At 56.5% G+C, this 17,809-nt stretch carries 16 protein-coding genes; 5 read left to right on the top strand and 11 right to left on the bottom strand.

The window, feature by feature from the left end; genetic code table 11:
• The first annotated feature begins 50 nt into the window (after positions 1-50).
• Both DF283_RS06460 and DF283_RS06455 read left to right on the top strand, forming a co-directional pair.
• Positions 51-1,370, top strand: a complete 1,320-nt coding sequence (locus DF283_RS06460; protein WP_303673917.1) for a replication-associated recombination protein A — start codon at positions 51-53, stop codon at positions 1,368-1,370.
• A 47-nt stretch (positions 1,371-1,417) separates the two neighbouring features.
• On the top strand, positions 1,418-2,080 hold the full coding sequence (locus tag DF283_RS06455) for a Maf family protein (protein ID WP_303673916.1): 663 nt from the start codon (positions 1,418-1,420) through the stop codon (positions 2,078-2,080).
• Positions 2,081-2,175: 95 nt separating this feature from the next.
• On the opposite strand, the gene DF283_RS06450 is transcribed toward DF283_RS06455, so the two are convergent.
• The 5 genes from DF283_RS06450 to tgt all read right to left on the bottom strand — a co-directional run bounded on the left by DF283_RS06450 (position 2,176) and on the right by tgt (position 6,526).
• Complete coding sequence (locus DF283_RS06450; RefSeq protein WP_303673915.1) at positions 2,176-2,832, bottom strand: thermonuclease family protein; 657 nt, start codon at positions 2,830-2,832, stop codon at positions 2,176-2,178.
• 20 nt (positions 2,833-2,852) lie between these two features.
• Positions 2,853-3,758 carry a 3-hydroxybutyryl-CoA dehydrogenase gene (locus DF283_RS06445; protein ID WP_303673914.1) on the bottom strand — a complete coding sequence of 302 codons (906 nt, stop codon included), beginning with the start codon at positions 3,756-3,758 and terminating at the stop codon, positions 2,853-2,855.
• Positions 3,759-3,771: 13 nt separating this feature from the next.
• Positions 3,772-4,950 carry a thiolase family protein gene (locus DF283_RS06440; protein WP_303673913.1) on the bottom strand — a complete coding sequence of 393 codons (1,179 nt, stop codon included), beginning with the start codon at positions 4,948-4,950 and terminating at the stop codon, positions 3,772-3,774.
• Positions 4,951-5,061: 111 nt separating this feature from the next.
• On the bottom strand, positions 5,062-5,352 hold the full coding sequence (locus DF283_RS06435) for a hypothetical protein (protein ID WP_303673912.1): 291 nt from the start codon (positions 5,350-5,352) through the stop codon (positions 5,062-5,064).
• 40 nt (positions 5,353-5,392) lie between these two features.
• Positions 5,393-6,526 (bottom strand): tRNA guanosine(34) transglycosylase Tgt, encoded by a 1,134-nt coding sequence (gene tgt, locus DF283_RS06430; RefSeq protein ID WP_303673911.1) that lies wholly within the window; start codon positions 6,524-6,526, stop codon positions 5,393-5,395.
• A 154-nt stretch (positions 6,527-6,680) separates the two neighbouring features.
• Between tgt and DF283_RS06425 the strand changes: the two genes are divergently transcribed.
• Positions 6,681-6,908, top strand: coding sequence for a hypothetical protein (locus DF283_RS06425; protein WP_303673910.1), 228 nt, complete (start codon positions 6,681-6,683; stop codon positions 6,906-6,908).
• A 14-nt stretch (positions 6,909-6,922) separates the two neighbouring features.
• Here the strand turns inward: DF283_RS06425 and pheT are convergent, their stop codons facing one another.
• The 3 genes from pheT to DF283_RS06410 all read right to left on the bottom strand — a co-directional run bounded on the left by pheT (position 6,923) and on the right by DF283_RS06410 (position 11,672).
• On the bottom strand, positions 6,923-9,388 hold the full coding sequence (pheT, locus tag DF283_RS06420; protein ID WP_303673909.1) for a phenylalanine--tRNA ligase subunit beta: 2,466 nt from the start codon (positions 9,386-9,388) through the stop codon (positions 6,923-6,925).
• A gap of 2 nt (positions 9,389-9,390) precedes the next feature.
• On the bottom strand, positions 9,391-10,455 hold the full coding sequence (gene pheS, locus DF283_RS06415) for a phenylalanine--tRNA ligase subunit alpha (protein ID WP_303673908.1): 1,065 nt from the start codon (positions 10,453-10,455) through the stop codon (positions 9,391-9,393).
• Between the two features lie 77 nt (positions 10,456-10,532).
• Entirely contained in the window at positions 10,533-11,672 is a 1,140-nt protein-coding gene (locus DF283_RS06410; protein ID WP_303673907.1) for an acyl-CoA dehydrogenase family protein, read from the bottom strand.
• A gap of 64 nt (positions 11,673-11,736) precedes the next feature.
• On the opposite strand from DF283_RS06410, the gene DF283_RS06405 reads away from it, so the two are divergent.
• Entirely contained in the window at positions 11,737-12,276 is a 540-nt protein-coding gene (locus DF283_RS06405) for a hypothetical protein (protein WP_303673906.1), read from the top strand.
• A 77-nt stretch (positions 12,277-12,353) separates the two neighbouring features.
• On the opposite strand, the gene DF283_RS06400 is transcribed toward DF283_RS06405, so the two are convergent.
• Positions 12,354-13,538 carry a hypothetical protein gene (locus tag DF283_RS06400; RefSeq protein ID WP_303673905.1) on the bottom strand — a complete coding sequence of 395 codons (1,185 nt, stop codon included), beginning with the start codon at positions 13,536-13,538 and terminating at the stop codon, positions 12,354-12,356.
• Between the two features lie 405 nt (positions 13,539-13,943).
• On the opposite strand from DF283_RS06400, the gene purD reads away from it, so the two are divergent.
• Entirely contained in the window at positions 13,944-15,218 is a 1,275-nt protein-coding gene (gene purD, locus DF283_RS06395; protein WP_303673904.1) for a phosphoribosylamine--glycine ligase, read from the top strand.
• Here the strand turns inward: purD and DF283_RS06390 are convergent.
• Both DF283_RS06390 and pyrF read right to left on the bottom strand, forming a co-directional pair.
• Positions 15,207-17,012 (bottom strand): N-acetylmuramoyl-L-alanine amidase family protein, encoded by a 1,806-nt coding sequence (locus tag DF283_RS06390; protein ID WP_303673903.1) that lies wholly within the window; start codon positions 17,010-17,012, stop codon positions 15,207-15,209. The two genes, purD and DF283_RS06390, sit on opposite strands and share 12 nt — an antisense overlap.
• Positions 17,009-17,791: an orotidine-5'-phosphate decarboxylase gene (pyrF, locus tag DF283_RS06385; RefSeq protein WP_303673902.1), complete on the bottom strand. Its 783-nt coding sequence runs from the start codon at positions 17,789-17,791 to the stop codon at positions 17,009-17,011. The genes DF283_RS06390 and pyrF overlap by 4 nt, the downstream gene beginning before the upstream one ends.
• Positions 17,792-17,809: the final 18 nt, after the last annotated feature.

The raw sequence follows: 17,809 nt of genomic DNA, 5'->3' as shown, positions 1-17,809 counted from the left end.
GAAGCCATTCGCTACACAACACGCAACAAACACCCTTTTGAGCGGCGACCATGCAAAGCAATAACCTCCTGAATATACTGGCGGAGCAGAATCGGCAGACGCCCCTACCCGAACTGATGCGTCCCAAAACGCTGGATGACTACCTGGGGCAGGAAGAGGTTCTGGGCACGGGCACACCGTTGCGCAACCTGATTGAAACCCGGCAGCTTATCTCGCTCATTTTCTGGGGCTTGCCCGGTGTGGGTAAAACCACCCTGGCCCGCATCATCGCCAAAGGCTCCGGGGCGGAATTTATCGAACTCAGCGCGGTAAACTCCGGCATTAAGGAGTTGCGGGAAGCGGTGGCTCAGGCTGAAGAGACCCTGAAGCTCTCTGGGGCGGCGACCGTGGTATTCATCGATGAAATTCACCGCTACAGCAAGACCCAGCAAGACGCCATTTTGCCCTTTGTGGAAAACGGCACCATTATTTTAATGGGGGCCACCACGGAGAATCCCTCCTTTCAGGTGATTCCGGCCCTTTTATCCCGAGTGTTGATTGTGCGCCTGAACGCCTTAAACCGGGAGCATATGAAGACGCTCATCAAGCGGGGGGTGGTCTTTCTGGGGAAAACCCGCCAAAAACTGACCATTTCACTGGAGGCCATGGGCTTTATTGCCGATTATGCCAACGGCGACGGCCGTAGCGCCCTGAATTTGCTGGAAACGGCCTTTAAGTGCGCTCCCATTTGGAAAGACGAAAAAGGCGATGACACCCGCCTGATTGAAATGACCCTGCTGGAGCAACTGGCCCAGCAAAACCGGCTCAACTACGACCGACAAGGCGATGAACATTTCGATCACGCTTCCGCCTACCAGAAAAGCATGCGGGGCGGGGACGCCGACGCGGCCATTTACTGGCTGGGTAAAATGCTGGCCGGCGGGGAAGATCCCCGTTTTATCGCCCGCAGGTTAATGATTACCGCCAGTGAGGATGTGGGCTTGGCCGACCCCAAAGCGTTCCAGTTGGCCGTGGCCGCCGCCCAGGCCGTGGAAAGGCTGGGCTTGCCGGAAGGGCGCATTCCCTTGGCAATGGCCACCATTTACACGGCCAACGCACCCAAAAGCAATGCGGCCATTAGCGCCATTGACGCCGCCATGGCCGATATCACCCGCCATGGGCACAATTACCCCGTGCCCACCCACCTTCGGGACCCCCATTACAGCGGAGCGCAAGCCTACGGGCATGGGGTGGGGTATGTGTATACCCACGATCATCCCGAGACCCCACAAGTATTTTTGCCGGCAGAATTGGCTGAAAAACGGTATGTCACACCCCAGCCGGGTCAACGGGTGGGGAAGGCCCGCAGCCAAACTTCGGTAGATTCCTGAAATTCCCGGATACCACGCGACGCACCCGCCCATAGGATAAACCCCTCATGCTGGAAACCCAAACCACCCCCAACAACCGCATTACCCTCAGCCACCCGGTCATTCTGGCCTCCGGCTCCCCCCGACGACGCGAGCTACTGGAATCGTTGGGGCTGGCCTTTGAAGTCATCGTGCCCAACGTGGATGAAGAGGGCTTTCATCTGGATCACCTTTCCCCAGCGGAGGTGGTCAAGTTTTTGGCCCGAACCAAAGCTCAGGAAGTGTATAAGCACCACAATCAGTCGTATGTCATTGGCTCTGATACGCTGGTGGCCATTCAGGGTGAAATTTTTGGCAAGCCCAAAAGTAAGGAAGACGCCTTCCGCATGCTGAAAGCCCTACAAGGCAACGCCCATCAGGTGCATACCGGCATTGCCATCTTTAGCCCCGATACCCAGCCAGTAAACACCCCGCCCGCCGAAACACTCCCTCCCATGGTTTGTGAGGCCCTGACCACCACCGTGTGCATGCGCCCGCTGAGTGATGCGGAAATCCACGCCTACATTGAAACCGGAGAGCCCATGGACAAAGCCGGGGCCTACGCCATTCAAGGCTACGGCAGCACCCTGATTGAACGGGTGGACGGCTGCTACTTCAACGTGGTGGGCCTTTCCCTCTACCTGTTAGACCGGCTGTTTGGTCAATTGGGGCAATCGCTACTCCTGCCTTAAAATCAGGTGAGGCATGCCCTTCCCACGCGTTTCTAAAACTGCGTGCCGCTCAAACCAATAGAAAGCGCTTGCGGCAAGGTTGGCAAGCTATAGAGCTAGCGGGACGTGGCCCACAAGCCCCGTTGCGCAGTGCGGGCTTGCGCCTCTGTCGCTTCAAATTCCGCTTGATAGCGCCGGTTTTTACCCAAAAACAGCACCGTGGCATAGCCTTGTTCCAACAGTTTTTGATTCAGCGATTGCTGGGCCTTGGCCGTGGCGAAGACGTAGGCCAGGGTGCGCTCGTACTTGTCTTGCCGTCTGGCGTCGAACTCCAGATACACCGTTTTTCCGCTGGCCTGCTTCGTCAACCAGTGGCTGGCCTCGGTGGCGAATGGCTCATCTTCTGGATGCTCGCTACCGTACGTAGCGTTTTTGCGGGAGTAGTGCATTTCCGGGGAATCAATGCCCAGCAAACGCACCTGTTCCCGTGGCTTTTGCAAACGCCCGTCACCGTTCAAATCACAGCCCAGCGTGTCTCCATCAAACACGGTCAGCACCCGACAGGGCAAGCGATGGCCCGACGAGGAAGTGGCAGCAGCAACTGAGGCAGGGGCACCGGCTAAAGCGGCGGCCACTGGCACTGCGGACCGCGACCATCCAGCAGGCCCTTCGGGCCTGCGGGGCAACCATAAGCCCAGAGCCAAACCAGCCACGCCCAACACGGTCAAGCCAATGCCCAGCCATTTTTCATTCACCCGGAAGCGAAACCGCATACCCGACCGCCTCGTCTCAATCAACTGTAGCTAAAAAAGCCACGGCCACTCTTGCGTCCCAGATACCCGGCATCCACATACTGTTTCAGCAGGGGACAGGGGCGGAAGCGGGGGTCTTGAAAGCCATCATGCAGTACATTCATAATGGCCAGACAGGTATCCAGCCCAATGAAATCGGCAAGGGTCAGCGGTCCCATGGGGTGATTCATCCCCAATTTCAGCACCGTATCAATGTCCTCAGCGGAGGCAATACCCTCGTATAAGGTAAAAATGGCCTCATTAATCAGCGGCATCAGCACCCGGTTGGAGATGAAGCCCGGAAAATCCCGGCTAACCACCCCGGTTTTGTTCAGTCGAGCGGTTAAATCGGCCACCACGGCATAGGTAGCATCGCTGGTTTGGGCCCCCCGAATGATTTCCACCAGCTTCATCAGCGGCACCGGGTTCATAAAGTGCATGCCAATGACCTGTGCAGGGCGCTGGGTGGCCGCCGCCAAGCGGGTAATGGAAATGCTGGATGTGTTACTGGCCAGAATGGCGGTCGGTTTGGTGAGGCTGTCCAGCGTTAGGAAAATCTCCCGCTTGATGGCCTCCTTCTCCACGATGGCTTCCACCACCAAGTCGGCGTCTTTCAACGCCTCTAAAGCGGTTTCAAAGCGAATCCGGCCCAGAATCTCCGCTTTTTGCTCGCCACTAATTTGCGCCTTCTCCACGAACTTGGACAGGCTTTTTTCAATGATCGCCAAGGCCTTTTCCAGCGCTGCGGTGTTGACATCCTGCACCACCACCGAAAGCCCGGCATGATGGGCCATGACCTGGGCGATGCCGTTGCCCATTTGTCCGGCGCCCACCACGCCAACGGTTTGCAGGGAAGCCGATTTTCCGGCTACAGTGGCCGATTCCGTCACTTGGCATGTATCTAGCATCACAAAGCCTCTCCTAAACCAATTCCACAATCATGGCCGTGGCTTCGCCGCCGCCAATACACAGGGAAGCCATGCCCCGCTTTTTGCCCTGCTGCTGCAAGGCATGCAGCAGTGTGACCAGAATGCGGGCTCCGCTGGCCCCAATGGGATGCCCCAAGGCCACCGCCCCGCCGTGAATATTCAGGCGATCCGCCGGAATGGCTAATTCCTGCTGGGCCACCATGGCCACGGCGGCAAAGGCCTCATTCACCTCGAACAAATCAATATCGCCCACCAACAAGCTGGCCTTGTTCAGGGCCTTTTGCATGGCCCCCACCGGAGCGGTGGTAAACCAGACCGGCTCCTGACTGTGGGTGGCCGAGGCCACAATTTTTGCTACCGGCTTGAGCCCATGCGTTTTGACAGCTTCCGCAGAAGCCAATAACAAGGCAGCCGCCCCGTCATTCAGGGTGGAGGCGTTGCCTGCGGTAATGGCCCCACTCTTATCAAACGCCGGACGCAAGCCCGCCAGCTTCTCGGGATCGCCCTTGAAGGGTTCCTCATCGGCATCCACCACTTTGGGATCACCTTTGCGCTGGGGAATACTGACCGGCTCGATTTCCGCCTTGAAAGCCCCGCTTTGCACCGCCTGCTGGGCCTTCAGATAGCTCTGCCTGGCAAACTCGTCCTGAGCCTGCCGAGTGAGCTGGTATTTGCTGACGCATTGCTCGGCGCAATTGCCCATGTGCAAATTGTTGTAAGGGTCCCACAAGCCATCGTGGATCATGCCGTCAATCATCTGCTGATGGCCCATTTTGACCCCGTTACGCAGACCGTTCAGGTAGTGAGGGGCGTTGGACATGGATTCCATACCACCGGCCAGCACCAACTGGGCTTCCGCCGCTTTAATAGCGCTGGCGGCCAACATGACCGCTTTCATCCCGGAACCGCACACTTTGTTGATGGTCAAAGCCCCCACGGAATCGGACAAGCCCGCTTTTCGCAGGGCTTGTCGAGCTGGCGCCTGACCCACCCCAGCGGCCAAGACACACCCCAAAATCACTTCCTCAATGGCTTCCGCAGGCACCCCGCTACGCTTGAGCGCGGCTTGCAGAGCCACAGCGCCCAAGTCCGGCGCGGATACAGAAGACAAACTGCCCAAAAAACTGCCGATGGGCGTACGGGCACTGTCCACGATAAAAACGTCTGTCACGGTTCCCCCATTTCTGTTGTTACTATCTATCAACCTGTTGCTTGTAGTTGTATCGCAGTCAAGGCCTCAACAAAAGTGGACTGTCTGCGATGGAATCCACCAGCCAGGAAATCAGGAACGGATCGGCTTGCGGGCCTCCCCGGATAAATGCGGATCGAAATTGGGGCAGGCAAAAGCGTCAGAAGCCACGGCAGCCTGATGCAATAAGCATAAGCCCTTATCCCCCTCCGAAGGTTCCTGAAAATGCAGGCAGTGCATGCAGCGGTTGCGCCGCCGATCGAACTTCCCCTGACGCTCCGCAGAGCGTCGATCCTGCTCCCGGCGACGATCCCCGGCAATGGGGGGCAATTCGCAAAAGGGGGCGATTAACGGGTTGAGTTCCACTGGGTCTTGGTCCCGCATGGCTGTAATCCGGCTGACTCCTTCGGGTAATTCTATTATATCAATGGGCCGAGAGCAGGCTGGGTGTCAAGCCCATCAAGGCCATGCGCTGCTGGTAAAAGTCCTCGAAGGTGCCAGCCACAATGTGCGCTCGGGCCTCTTTGGCCAGTTGCACCAGCGTGTAAATATTATGAATACTGAGCAAAGTGGCTGCCGTGGTTTCCCCCATGCGGAAGATATGGCGCAGGTAGGCCCGGGTATGATTCTGGCAGGCGTAGCAGGCACAGCCTTCCACCAGGGGACTGAAGGCCTCTTGATGCTCGGCGTTGCGGATAATTTTTTTTCCGGTGGGCGTAAAGTAAGACCCATGGCGGGCCACCCGGGTAGGCATCACGCAGTCAAACATATCAATGCCGTGGCGAATACCCTCCAACAAATCCTCTGGAGTCCCCACCCCCATCAGGTATCGGGGTTTGTCCGCGGGCATCTTGGGCGCCGTGAAGGAAACCACCTGATTCATCTGCATTTTGGTTTCGCCCACGCTGACCCCGCCAATGGCATAGCCCACCGCATTGAATTGAGAGACAAAGTCCAGACTTTGAATCCGTAAATCCTCGTAAATGGAGCCTTGTACGATGGGGAAAAGCGCCTGATCGGGCCGGGCATGATGCTCGAAACAGATTTCCAGCCAACGGTTGGTCATCTCCAGAGATTTTTTGGCGTAGTCGTAATCCGCAGCCCCGGGCGGACACTCGTCAAAGGCCATAATAATATCGGCACCCAGGGCGTTTTGAATGCGCATGGACTCCTTGGGGCCCATAAAATGCTTCTTGCCGTCCACCACGTCTTTAAAATAGACGCCCTCCGGGGTAATATCCCGGTGCTTGGCCAGACTGAACACCTGAAAGCCGCCGGAATCGGTCAAGATAGGCTTATGCCAATTCATCCAGTGGTGCAGGCCGCCTGCTTTTTCCACCAGCTCGTGCCCCGGGCGCAGGTACAGGTGGTAAGAGTTGGACAGCACGATTTCCGCCCCGGTGTCGGCCACTTGCGGCCAGGTCAGGGTGCGCACGGCTGAATGAGTGCCCACCGGCATAAACACGGGGGTATGTACCGGCCCGTGCGGGGTTTGCAGCAAACCGGCCCGGGCGTTATTCTGGGTGGCGTGTACTTGATAGGAAAAAAACGTACTCATTCGACAATCTTAGCAAAAAGACGGCGGCAACTGCGCATTGGGAGAATGCGGGCCGATTTATTACAATTTCCTTACAAACTAGCGCCAAGCGGCCCGCCGAGCCCCTTTATATAAATATCCATACTTTTGCGAAACGGAGGGGGCTGCGACCGCCATGAGCGAATCATCTGAACATCTCACCGAAAAGATTACCCTGCCCAGTGACCGACGCTATCGCACCAGCCGGTATTTTTTGCAGGATCAACTCCGTTGCTCGGAAGCAGCAGCGGATTTTCGCAGTGTCAAAGAACTGGTCTCCAAGGCGGCAGGCTTTAACCTGCAGCAGGCCTTCCAATTTCAGGCCGTGCCCGTCCCGGTTCAATCCTCTGAACAGGCTTTTTAAAAGCGCGGTTTCGCTTAACGGAACTGGACGGGCAACTGCTGACTGAGCCGTTCTTTCAGCTGATTCAGGCGCTGATCAATCTCGGCATCGGTCATAGTAGCCTCATTCGACTGGAAGGTCAGGCGATAGGCCAAACTGCGATTTTCCGCCCCCAATTGCTCGGAACGGTACTCATCAAACAGCTCCACCTGACGCAGCAAGGGTTCTTGAGCCCCGCGCAATACCGATAAAATCTGCTGATGGCTAAGCGTGTTGGGAGCCAGGAAGGCCATATCCCGACGCATGGCCGGGAAATGGGAAATTTCGGTGGCCTTGGTCACTTGCCGGGTTTGTTTGAGAACCTTGTAAATGGCTTCCACATTCAGTTCAAACACGTACACCGGGTGGCGGAACTTCAGCGTTTTGCGGACTTCCGGGTGCAACTCCCCAATCAGGCCAATTTCCTTGGGTTTTTCGCCCAATAAAATACTGGCAGCCTTACCCGGATGCAGATAGCGCACCTCCTGAGCGGGGGCAAAACTGAGCAAGGGGCTCAAACTCAAGGTACCAAACAGATTCTCCAAAATGCCTTTCAGCAAGTAGAAATCAGCGGGCTCCTTGCGGTGCCATTCACCCACCGCGGCGGAACCGGTCACCAGCCCGCCCAGACACAAGCGCTCAGCCACGCCCGAATTTTTCTGATTGGCTTTGCCCAGCTTAAAGTAGGTACGACCCAGCTCGTAAATCCACACATCCTCATTGCCTTGGGCCTGATTGAACTTGGCCACTTCCAGAATGTTGGGCAACAGAGACTGTCGCATCATGGTGTGATCAGAGGAGTGCGAATTCAGCACCGACACCAGTTGATCGGTATTCACGCTGAAACCGGTTTTATCCAGCAGGCTTTGACCAATCAGGGAGGTGGTCATGACCTCCTGCAAGCCCTGCCCACGCAGAGAGTCGGCAATCTGCTTCAGCGTACGAGCCCGGAAGGTGGGCGTGGCCGTCCCGGTTTTTTGCGGCAAGGTGTACGGCACTTTATCGTAGCCGTAAATCCGCACGATTTCCTCAATCAGGTCAATTTCACGGGTCACATCGGTCTGACGGAAAGAGGGAACGGAAACAATGGTACTGGAAGATTTTTCATGGGATACAACCATAAAGCCCAGGTTTCCAAGGATGCTGTGAATTGCTTCTAAGGGAATAGTCAGGCCCAGCACTTTTTCAATACGCTCGTAATCCAGCGAAATCTTCTGCTCTTGCGGCACGGGCAGGGGCGATTCAGTAACAGCCACCCACTCGGCCCCGGCATGCTGCTGCAATAACTCAATGGCCCGCAACATGGCGTTTCGGCAGTTTTCAATATCCACGCCTCGCTCAAAACGAGCCGAGGCCTCCGAGCGTAAGCCCACCGATTTTGCGCTTTTACGCACCGCCGCAGGCTCAAACCAGGCGGATTCCAGGAAAATACGGATGGACTGATCATCCATTTCCGTGCTGGCACCGCCCATTAAGCCCGCCATGGCCACCGGCTGATCGTTCAGAGCAATCACCAGAGACTCCGTGGTCAAGGGGCGAGAGACGTCATCCAGCGTGGTCAGGGTTTCCCCCGCCTTGGCCCGACGCACATCCACGGTGCCCTGAGTGCCCAGTTTCTGCTGATCAAAGGCGTGCAAGGGCTGGCCCATTTCCAGCATGACGTAGTTGGTAATATCCACCACGTTGCTGATGGAGCGTACCCCAGCGGCCAGCAAGCGACGGGCCATCCAGTCGGGGGAGGGGCCCACTTTGACATTGGCCAAGACAGCACCGGCATAGTACCGACAAACCGACGGATCGCTCAATTGAACCAAGAGTTCGGTTTGCCCACTGGGTTGCAACCCACTCACCGAGGGGAAGCACAAGGCCCGATCGAACAGGGCAGCCACTTCGCGGGCCACCCCCAGCATGGACAGTTGATCGCCCCGGTTGGCCGTAGGGGCAATCTCCAGAATCACATCGCCTTGCAAGCCCAAGACCTGCTTGAGATCCTGACCCAACTGGGCCTCGGTGGCAATACCGTCTAAAGGCCAAATACCGTCTTCGCTCTTGGTGTACTGGGTCTCTAAGCCCAACTCATCCAGAGAGCAGACCATCCCGGCGGATTCCACGCCCCGAATTTTAGCCCGTCCCAGTGTAAACAGGGTGTTATCCTTGCGGCTGAGGACAGTGGCCCCTTCTTGAGCGAAGGCAATCAAAATGCCTTCCCGCACGTTGGGAGCCCCGCAGACCACCTGGGTTTGAGACGCTCCCAAATCCACGGTCACCAGACGCAATTTATCGGCGTTGGGGTGTGGAGCCAGGGCCAGCACTTTACCCACAACGACTCCGTTGAACTTGGGGCCGCTGTATTCAATGCCTTCCACTTCCAGACCAGAATTGGTGAGGGCGCTGGCGATTGCTTCCGGGGCCAGCCCGCTGATATCCACATAATCTTTCAACCATTCCAGAGAAATACGCATGATTAAAGCCCTTTAAACTGGTTCAGAAACCGCAGGTCGTTGTTGAAGAACAAGCGGATATCGTTGATGGAATACTTGAGCATGGCCAACCGCTCGATGCCCATACCAAAGGCGAAGCCGTTGTATTTTTCGGGATCGATATTCACGTTACGCAATACGTTGGGGTCTACCATGCCCGCCCCCAGAATTTCAAGCCAACCGGCCTGACTGCACACGTGGCAGCCATGGCCTTCGCAGAAGATGCACTGCACATCCACCTCGGCGCTGGGCTCGGTGAAGGGGAAAAAGCTGGCCCGAAAGCGAGTGGGACGCTCTGCCCCGAAGAACTGGCGGGTAAATTCGTGCAAAATGCCTTTTAGATCAGAAAAGCGCACGTTATCATCCACCAACAAGCCTTCCAACTGATGAAACAGCACGAATTTACGGCTGTTAACCTCTTCATTCCGGTACACCCGCCCCGGAGAGACCACCCGAATCGGCAAGGGATGGTTTTCCATATAACGAATCTGGGCGTTGGAGGTTTGGGAGCGCAGCAGCACATGATTGGCCACATCGGTGTAATAGGTGTCCTGCATATCCCGGGCCGGGTGGTTTTCCGGGAAGTTCAGGGCGTCAAAATTGTAAAAATCGGTCTCAATCTCCGGGCAAAAGTCGTCGTCAATGGTTTCAAAGCCCATGCCCGCAAAAATCTGGCAAATCTCTTCAATGGTGCGGGTCAGGGGATGCTGGCTACCGGACGGACGATAAGCCCCCGGCATGGTCACATCAATGGTTTCGGCCTTCAGCTTCTCGGCGATTTCAGCTTGCAGGTAGGTGTTCAGCTTGGCATCCAGCGCCTGCCCCAGCACTTCCTGAATCTCGTTGGCCAAGGCGCCTACCAAGGGGCGCTCTTCCGGGGAAACATCCTTCAATCCCCGCATCATGCCGGTAATGCGGCCCTTACGCCCCAAATACTCCACCCGAACCGCCTCAAGGGCATCCTTGGTGTTGGCGGCTTCCAAAGCAGCCTGGGCCTCTTGACGAACCGTTTCCAGTTCTTGCCGGAGATGACTCTGAGTGGTTTCCACGTCTAAAATCCTTGCGTTGGGTTATGCAGTGTTCGTTTCAAGTTGAGGAATGAGTGATAGAAGCAACCAAAAAGCGGCTAGGCCAGTAACTGTTTGGCGATAATGGTGCGCTGAATCTCGCTGGTGCCTTCAAACAGCGACATCACCCGAGCATCCCGGAAATAGCGCTCCACCGGAAAATCCTTGGTGTAGCCATACCCGCCGAAAATCTGAACCGCTTCACTGGCGCACTGGTTACAAATTTCAGAAGCATACAGCTTGGCCATGGAAGCCTCCAGGGCAAAGTCCTTCCCAGCTTCCTTCAGCCGAGCGGCATTGTACACCAGATTTCGGGCCGCTTCAATCTTGAGGGCCATGTCGGCCAGCTTGAACTGGATGGCCTGAAAGTCGGCAATGGGCTTGCCAAACTGCTGGCGCTCCCTGGCGTATTGCAGGGAGGCCTCCAGACAGGCCTGAGCCAGCCCCAGCGAAATAGCCCCAATGCTGATGCGCCCGATGTTCAGGCTGCGCATAAACAATTTAAAGCCCTGCCCCTCATCGGATAAGCGTTGCGAGGCGGCAATCCGGCAATTATCAAAGTGCAATTCACCCCAATCGCCGCCCAATAGGCCCATTTTCTCATCGCCCTTGGTGATGGTCAGGCCCGGCGTGTCCCGATCGATAATAAAGGCCGACAAACCCTTAGGACCGGGGGTTTTGGCATCGGTACGGGCCGTGGCGATAAACACATGCCCAATCAGGGCGTTGGTAATAAACAACTTGGAACCGTTGAGGATATATGATTCCCCATCTTTATCAGCCGTGGTCAATCCCGCTCCGGCATCGCTGCCGGCGTTCGGCTCGGTCAGGGCAAAGGCCCCGATTTTCCGCCCACTGACGAGATCCGGCAAGTACTGCTCTTTTTGGGTCGTCGTACCGTAATACTGAATGGGCAGCCCAGCCAAAGAGACATGCACGGATAAAGACGTAGCCAGCGCTGCGGAGACCTTGGCGATTTCTTCCAGCACCAAAAAGTAGGAAAGGCTATCCACAGCCGCCCCGCCAAATTCCTCGGCAAAGGGCAGGCTGGTCAGACCGGTTTCGGCCATTTTGGCCCATAAGGCCTTTAAAATTTGCAGATCGCCGGTTTCCAGCTGCTTGACCACCGGTTTTAATTCCCGCTCCACAAAGTCCCGGGCCAAGTCCCGAATGCTGAGTTGCTCATCCGACAGAAACATAAACACTTCCACTCCCCAACAGATTGGCTGGTAAAACAAACGACTTCTCTATGATAATGGAAAGATGCCTAAAACTGGACATCCCCCCCAAGACTTGGGGCAATGCGACATTATCGCCATCGCCGGAAAGCAATATTCCGGCAAGGACACCTTGGCCAAGTTGCTGCTGGCTCGCCTGCCCGCCTTTCGGCAAGTGCCCATCGCTCAGGCCATTAAAATGGCCTTTGCCCAACAGCATGGGTTAACGGTGGAAGAAGTGGAAGCGAACAAAGCCCAGTACCGTCCGGGGCTGATTGAACTGGGCAACTGGGGCCGGGCCCAGGACGCCGATTACTGGCTAAAGCAGGTCTTGAACCAGCCGGGCAAAAAGTTGATTTCCGATGTTCGCTTGAAGCGAGAGTATGAGTTGCTGAAAGCCTACGGAGCCTTTTTGATTCGATTAGAGGCCAGCCGAGATGTCCGTGCCCAGCGGGGGCAGATTGTGAGTGAGGATGACCCTACGGAAAATGAACTGGACGGCATTACGGACTGGGACTGGATACTGGTCAACAATGGCTCGGTAGCCGGCTTGGAACAAGCCCTACAAGAGCGGCTAAGGCCGTAAGGAAGACATCCGGAACGCCCAAAAGGCAAAAGCCCGGCGGGTTCCACCGGGCTTTGAATAAAGGTCTTGAAGGCTTCCTAGCGACCTGAGAGACCAAAAGCACCCAGTCCGCCTGCCGCAGCAAGCGGGAAAGCACCACGCGCGACACCAGGAATGATACCGGCAGCGGCAGGTTGAGCGACAGTGGCAGGCTGAGCGACAGTGGCAGGCTGAGCGGCAGTGGCAGGTTGAGCGGCAGCGGGCATCGCTGCATTCGTACCAGCGGCTGAAGATGCGCCAGTGGAAGCAACAGGCGGAGGCGGAACGGGCCGCCTGGGCATCAAGCCTTCTAAACCATCAGCGGCCACAGTTTCAACAACAGCAGGTGCGGCAGGCTGAGCAACGGAAGCCTGAGCGGCAGGGGCAGTTCCTTCACGACGAGCAGCAGCGGGAAGCTGAGCGGCAGTGACTTCTGCTTCACGAGTGGCGGCAGGAACGGTGGCAATGTCACTGAACTGACGCGCATCATTCCGACCCACAGCCTGAGCCTGCCTGAAAGCCCTGTTCACAAACGCCTCTCTCTCTTCACCGGCGTTTTTAGTGATCGTCAATTGATAGTGTGTGCGACCTGGCTGCAAAGCGGGCAAGTCAAATTGAATGGCTTTCTGGCCGGTTAAGGCCCGTTTTAACTGAATCTTTGCCCCCTCTGGAAGCGTTACACGTTCTTGAGTTCTACCCATTAATTCATGGTAAGCGCCAATGGTGTCATTTCTGCTGTTCTTCACACTCTTGTGAAGCAGGGAGCCCTCCGAACCGGCCAGGCCCTGAGCGCCAGGTCGGGCGTCCAGGTATGCTTTTCTACTGCTGGCTTTGGCAAGCTCCTCTCTAGCCGTCTCAATCGCCTGCTCCAGATACTCTTTAAAGCCTTCGTCCTTGTTCCGACGGCGAAATTGCACTTTTTCAAATTGATTTTGAATCTGAATGGCAATTTGTGCGTATTCGCGTTTCAGGCCAGCTTTCAGCTTGATTTCCACGTTCTCAAGGCCTTGCAACTTCCCGGAATCGGTTAATTCCCGGGCGGCCTGAGTGTAGCCCTCGTATTTATCCAGCCTCAACTTCCGAACAGACGAGCCGGTCAAATGAATATGACCAAACGCCCTTTTTGAGACTTTCTCTACCGTTGGGGTTACCGGTGTGGCTGCCGCAGCCACGGCCTCACGGCTGGCAGGTGTATTTATATTACGAAATAAATTACCAGGTCTGAAAACTCTCAAAATAGACATATTGGGTAAAACTCCTGGACAAGGGGGCTTCGGGAGGTTTATTCGGGAGGGTTAAGCGATGCAAAAAGTCGAAAACGGTATATTCGAGGTCATGTCCGCATCAATGCTCTTGATACCTAACTAATATTTAATGACCTGAACCCGCAAAATTGCCAGCAACCCCCGAATATTTAGAAGCATTAACACAGTTGTTCAAAAAAACAAAAAATACGGGATGGCCATCATTCGATATCGGAAACAGCGCGATCACTGGGCACAATAGATCAGAACTATCGAACGATTCCACGCCCCAAGACATTCAAGTGCAATCGTTCAAGCTGGCCTGCAGAGTCAAACTGTCGCATCCCCCGTGTTTGCCCTATTATTGGGGGCATAGCCCTATTAATCCACAAGGTGCAAGCGCCCATGAAAATTCTCCTCATCGGCAACGGCGGACGAGAACACGCCATCGCCTGGACCCTGTCCCAAAGCCCACACCAACCCCAACTGTATTTTGCCCAGGGCAACCCCGGCATGCAGGAACTGGGGCAACGACTGGACATTGAGCCCACCGACATTCAGGGCCTGCTGATTTTCGCCGAACGGGAAGGCATCGATCTCACCATTGTGGGCCCCGAATTGCCGCTTTCTCTGGGCATCGTGGATCGCTTTCAGGAAAAAGGACTGGCCATTTTTGGGCCCACCCAGGCCGGGGCCCAACTAGAATCCAGCAAGGCCTTTGCCAAAGCGCTGATGGCCAAAGCCAACATCCCCACTGCCGGATATCGCTTTTGCCAGACCCAGCCCGAAGCGCTGCAAGCCCTGCAAGAGTTTACCGCCCCGTATGTGATTAAAGAAGACGGCTTGGCGGCGGGTAAAGGGGTGACTATCGCCCAAGCCCGGGCCGAGGCGGAGCAGGCCATTGCGCAGGCCTTCCAAAAGGAAATGCCGGTGGTCATTGAGGAGTTCATGCAGGGGCAGGAACTCTCGATTCTGGCTTTTTGCGATGGGCAAACCATTTTGCCCTGCATCGCCGCGCAGGATTATAAAAAAGTGGGCGAAAACAACACCGGCCCCAACACCGGGGGCATGGGCGCCTACGCTCCGGTGCCGCTAGCCACCCCTGCGCTGATCGCCACGGTTCAGCAAACCGTGCTGGAACCGGCCCTGAAGGCCCTGAAAGCGGAAGGCATTGATTACAAGGGCATCCTATACGCCGGACTGATGATTACCCCGGACGGAGCAGCCAAGGTCGTTGAATTCAACGCCCGCTTTGGCGACCCGGAAACCCAGGTGGTGCTTCCCCTGCTGGCAGATGATCTGGTGGAGTTGATGCTGGCCACCGTAAACGGCGAATTACACCGCTACGCTCCTACCGGCATTCGCTTTAAGCCCGGTCAATGGGCTATGACTGTGGTGTTGACCGCAGGTGGCTACCCCGGAGACTACCCCACCGGCACCCCTATTTTCTTTCCCCAGTACCTGAACAACGATGTGCATATCTTCCACGCCGGTACCAGGGTGCTACCGGATCAAAGCAAGGTCACCGCAGGGGGACGGGTGCTGAACGTGACTGGAATCGCTGAAAACCTAGAGGAAGCCCGGCGTAAAGCCTATGAAATCGCCGGAAAAATCCGCTTTGAAGGCAAATACTACCGCCGGGACATCGCCGCAGAACCCGCCATGGCCCTAAGCCGGTAAACAGTAAGCTCTCAGCGCCGAAACCAGCCGAGCCACCACCTGCTTGTGGAAAGCCGGATCGATCAAGCGTTCAAATTCGGTGGGATTGGTAAAAAAGCCCACTTCAATCAGCACGGCCAGCGCCTGATGAATACGGGTCATGTACAGGCTGTCATCAAACAACCCGTAATTGGGAATGGCCTGATAGCCAGTCACCGGCTCGGTGAGGCCTTGCAGTAATTTTTCGGCCAGAGGTCTGGAAAAAGCGTGGTAGTAAAAGCAGCAGGCCCCTTCCGCCTTTAAGGGATCCCGTCCATCGGGCAGGGCGTTGTGATGGAGGCTCAGCACCATATGCGGCTGCATGTGGATCACTTGATCCCCACGCTCTTGCAAGGAGAGGGCCTGATCGCTATTGCGGGTGAGTGAGGCCTGAAAACCTGCCTGCAACAAGGCATCCCGCAACAAACGACTCACGGTCAGGTTCAACTGTTTCTCCGGCAGACCATTCAGTCCGGTAGAACCCCATTCCGCCCCGCCATGGCCGGGGTCGATCAGGATTTGCACTTCCGCAATGCGACTGGGCAGCGTGCGCACCTGAATGCGCCATTCCCCAGCCTGCCAAGTGTAATCGTAGCCAATCAAGGGCCGCTTCAAGTCAATCCACAGTTCCAGAACCGTGTCGGCCACCGCGCGCCAGTGAATTTGCCGCACCACCGCATCATCCGGCGGAGACTGGATAAAATCGCACGGCCCGCATACCCCGTACAGCCTTACCTGCAAGCGATCCATGCGCTCGGAGGGGATGCTTTCCAGCTGAATGGGGCAAGCCTGCGCCGGTTTTTGCTGAAACTGTAACCGCACCCGGGAGTCGACAGGACTCAGGGAGTCGATTTGGATACTATCCAGTGCCATCGGCTCCGGCACAGTGGTTGCTGGTGTAAAAGTCAGGGAGTCCAGCGGAACGTAACAGTACTCTTCTGGACTCAAAACCACTCGAGCCCACGCCGATTGCAAGCCATCCACCCACACTGCGGTGTTGGCCCGCTGGGGGGTCAAGCGATCGCCGTTGGGGGGAACCTTGCGAGTGACCACCCGATCCGTTTTCAGTACAGCGGCTTTAGCAGAGGTCAACACCGTCAGGCGACCCGGCACCGTCTTTTTCAGGCTCTGCGTCCCGGATTGAACCTGAAGCACGATGGCCGCCTGTTGCGGAAAACTCTCGGGATGGCTTGGCAGCAAAGTCTTCACCGGCACCCGGGCCTGATAATAGCCACGGGTGGGAATGCGGGGGGCCGTCCAGTGTTTTTGGGAGAAGATAACTTCTCGGGTATCCAGATACAGCGCATGGTGGAGATAGGGCGGTACCGAAACGGGGGTATCCACCCAGCCGGGGATGGTAAAGCTCACCTGAGCCCCTTCGCTGGCCAGACAAGCCACCGTGAGAGTATCCGTGGGCATCAGCCAGAGATCATTGGCCGGTTGCAAGGTTTCCGCATTCACGGCCAAAGGGGACTTGGGCAAAACCGGCAGCGACGGCTCCCCCCTTAAGGCAAAAATGGCCTGCGCCAGGGGCGGCGTGGCCGTATTAACACGCACTTCCAGCTGAATGGGATTCATCCCGGCGTGAATGGGAATTTTCCAGGCGAAAAAGCCTTTGGGAGACAGGGGCACCGGCTGCCCGTTAAAGTACAGCTTGGCCCCAGCAGGCGCAGACCGCACCGAGCCCATCAGGAAGGTGCTGTCCTCGAACACCACATGCTCCGGGTGGGGGTAGACCACCTGAATCTGGGTGGCGGTGGCGGATCTGGAAGTCACGCCAAGGCCCCACGCATTTCATCCAGAATGGCCTGAGTGGCGACTACCGGATCGCTGGCCCCGGTAATGGGACGGCCAATCACCAGATAATCCGTGCCGTTTTTGAACGCCTGAGCGGGGGTAATAACCCGGGCCTGATCCTGATCGCCTGCCCCAGCCGGACGAATGCCGGGGGTCACCAGTAAAAAGTCGGAGCCGCAAGCCGCCCGAATCAGGGGGGCTTCCTGCGCCGAGCAAACCACGCCATCCAGACCCGCCTTTTGGGCCTGCAAGGCCAGATGCTGAACATATTCGCCGAGGGACACCCCTGCCACAAAGAGGAATTCATTCAGGGCCTGCTCGGAAAGACTGGTCAAGAGGGTCACTCCAATCAGCTTGGGCGGCATTTGCCCCAACCGGGTGGCCGCTTGCTGGGCGGAAGCGACCGCAGCCCGCATCATCTCTGGGCCGCCCTGAGTGTGCAGGTTTAAAAAGTCCACCCCCTGGCTCACTAGAGAATCCACCGCCCCGGCCACTGTATTAGGGATATCGTGCAGCTTGAGATCCACAAACACCGTTTTGCCAAACTGCCGCAATTGACGCACCACGGCCATCCCTTCGGCGTAAAACAGTTGCAAGCCAATTTTATAGCTGACGCCCAGCGGGGCCAACTGCTCCGCCATGGCCAAGGCGCTGGCCGCGTCGGGGTAATCGAGGGCCACAAACAGCCGTTCCTCCACGGATAAGGGGGTCTGCGTCCCTTTTGATATTGTTGATATTGTTTTTGGCAAACTGGACATACATAAGCCCTCCGACTG

Origin of the sequence: Vampirovibrio chlorellavorus (assembly GCF_003149375.1) — a bacterium.
GTDB lineage: Bacteria > Cyanobacteriota > Vampirovibrionia > Vampirovibrionales > Vampirovibrionaceae > Vampirovibrio > Vampirovibrio chlorellavorus_B.
Note: the sequence above shows the minus strand (reverse complement) of the source record. Positions and strands in the feature narration are given on the sequence as shown.

Excerpts from the sequence above, each read along its gene's own strand:
- DF283_RS06435 (WP_303673912.1), bottom strand. The coding sequence starts at position 5,352 with ATGCGGGACCAAGACCCAGTGGAACTCAACCCGTTAATCGCCCCCTTT.
- DF283_RS06410 (WP_303673907.1), bottom strand. The coding sequence starts at position 11,672 with ATGTTTCTGTCGGATGAGCAACTCAGCATTCGGGACTTGGCCCGGGAC.
- DF283_RS06400 (WP_303673905.1), bottom strand. The coding sequence starts at position 13,538 with ATGTCTATTTTGAGAGTTTTCAGACCTGGTAATTTATTTCGTAATATA.
- DF283_RS06445 (WP_303673914.1), bottom strand. The coding sequence starts at position 3,758 with ATGCTAGATACATGCCAAGTGACGGAATCGGCCACTGTAGCCGGAAAA.
- purD (WP_303673904.1), top strand. The coding sequence starts at position 13,944 with ATGAAAATTCTCCTCATCGGCAACGGCGGACGAGAACACGCCATCGCC.
- DF283_RS06405 (WP_303673906.1), top strand. The coding sequence starts at position 11,737 with ATGCCTAAAACTGGACATCCCCCCCAAGACTTGGGGCAATGCGACATT.
- DF283_RS06460 (WP_303673917.1), top strand. The coding sequence starts at position 51 with ATGCAAAGCAATAACCTCCTGAATATACTGGCGGAGCAGAATCGGCAG.
- DF283_RS06425 (WP_303673910.1), top strand. The coding sequence starts at position 6,681 with ATGAGCGAATCATCTGAACATCTCACCGAAAAGATTACCCTGCCCAGT.
- pheT (WP_303673909.1), bottom strand. The coding sequence starts at position 9,388 with ATGCGTATTTCTCTGGAATGGTTGAAAGATTATGTGGATATCAGCGGG.
- tgt (WP_303673911.1), bottom strand. The coding sequence starts at position 6,526 with ATGAGTACGTTTTTTTCCTATCAAGTACACGCCACCCAGAATAACGCC.
- DF283_RS06455 (WP_303673916.1), top strand. The coding sequence starts at position 1,418 with ATGCTGGAAACCCAAACCACCCCCAACAACCGCATTACCCTCAGCCAC.
- DF283_RS06450 (WP_303673915.1), bottom strand. The coding sequence starts at position 2,832 with ATGCGGTTTCGCTTCCGGGTGAATGAAAAATGGCTGGGCATTGGCTTG.
- pyrF (WP_303673902.1), bottom strand. The coding sequence starts at position 17,791 with ATGTCCAGTTTGCCAAAAACAATATCAACAATATCAAAAGGGACGCAG.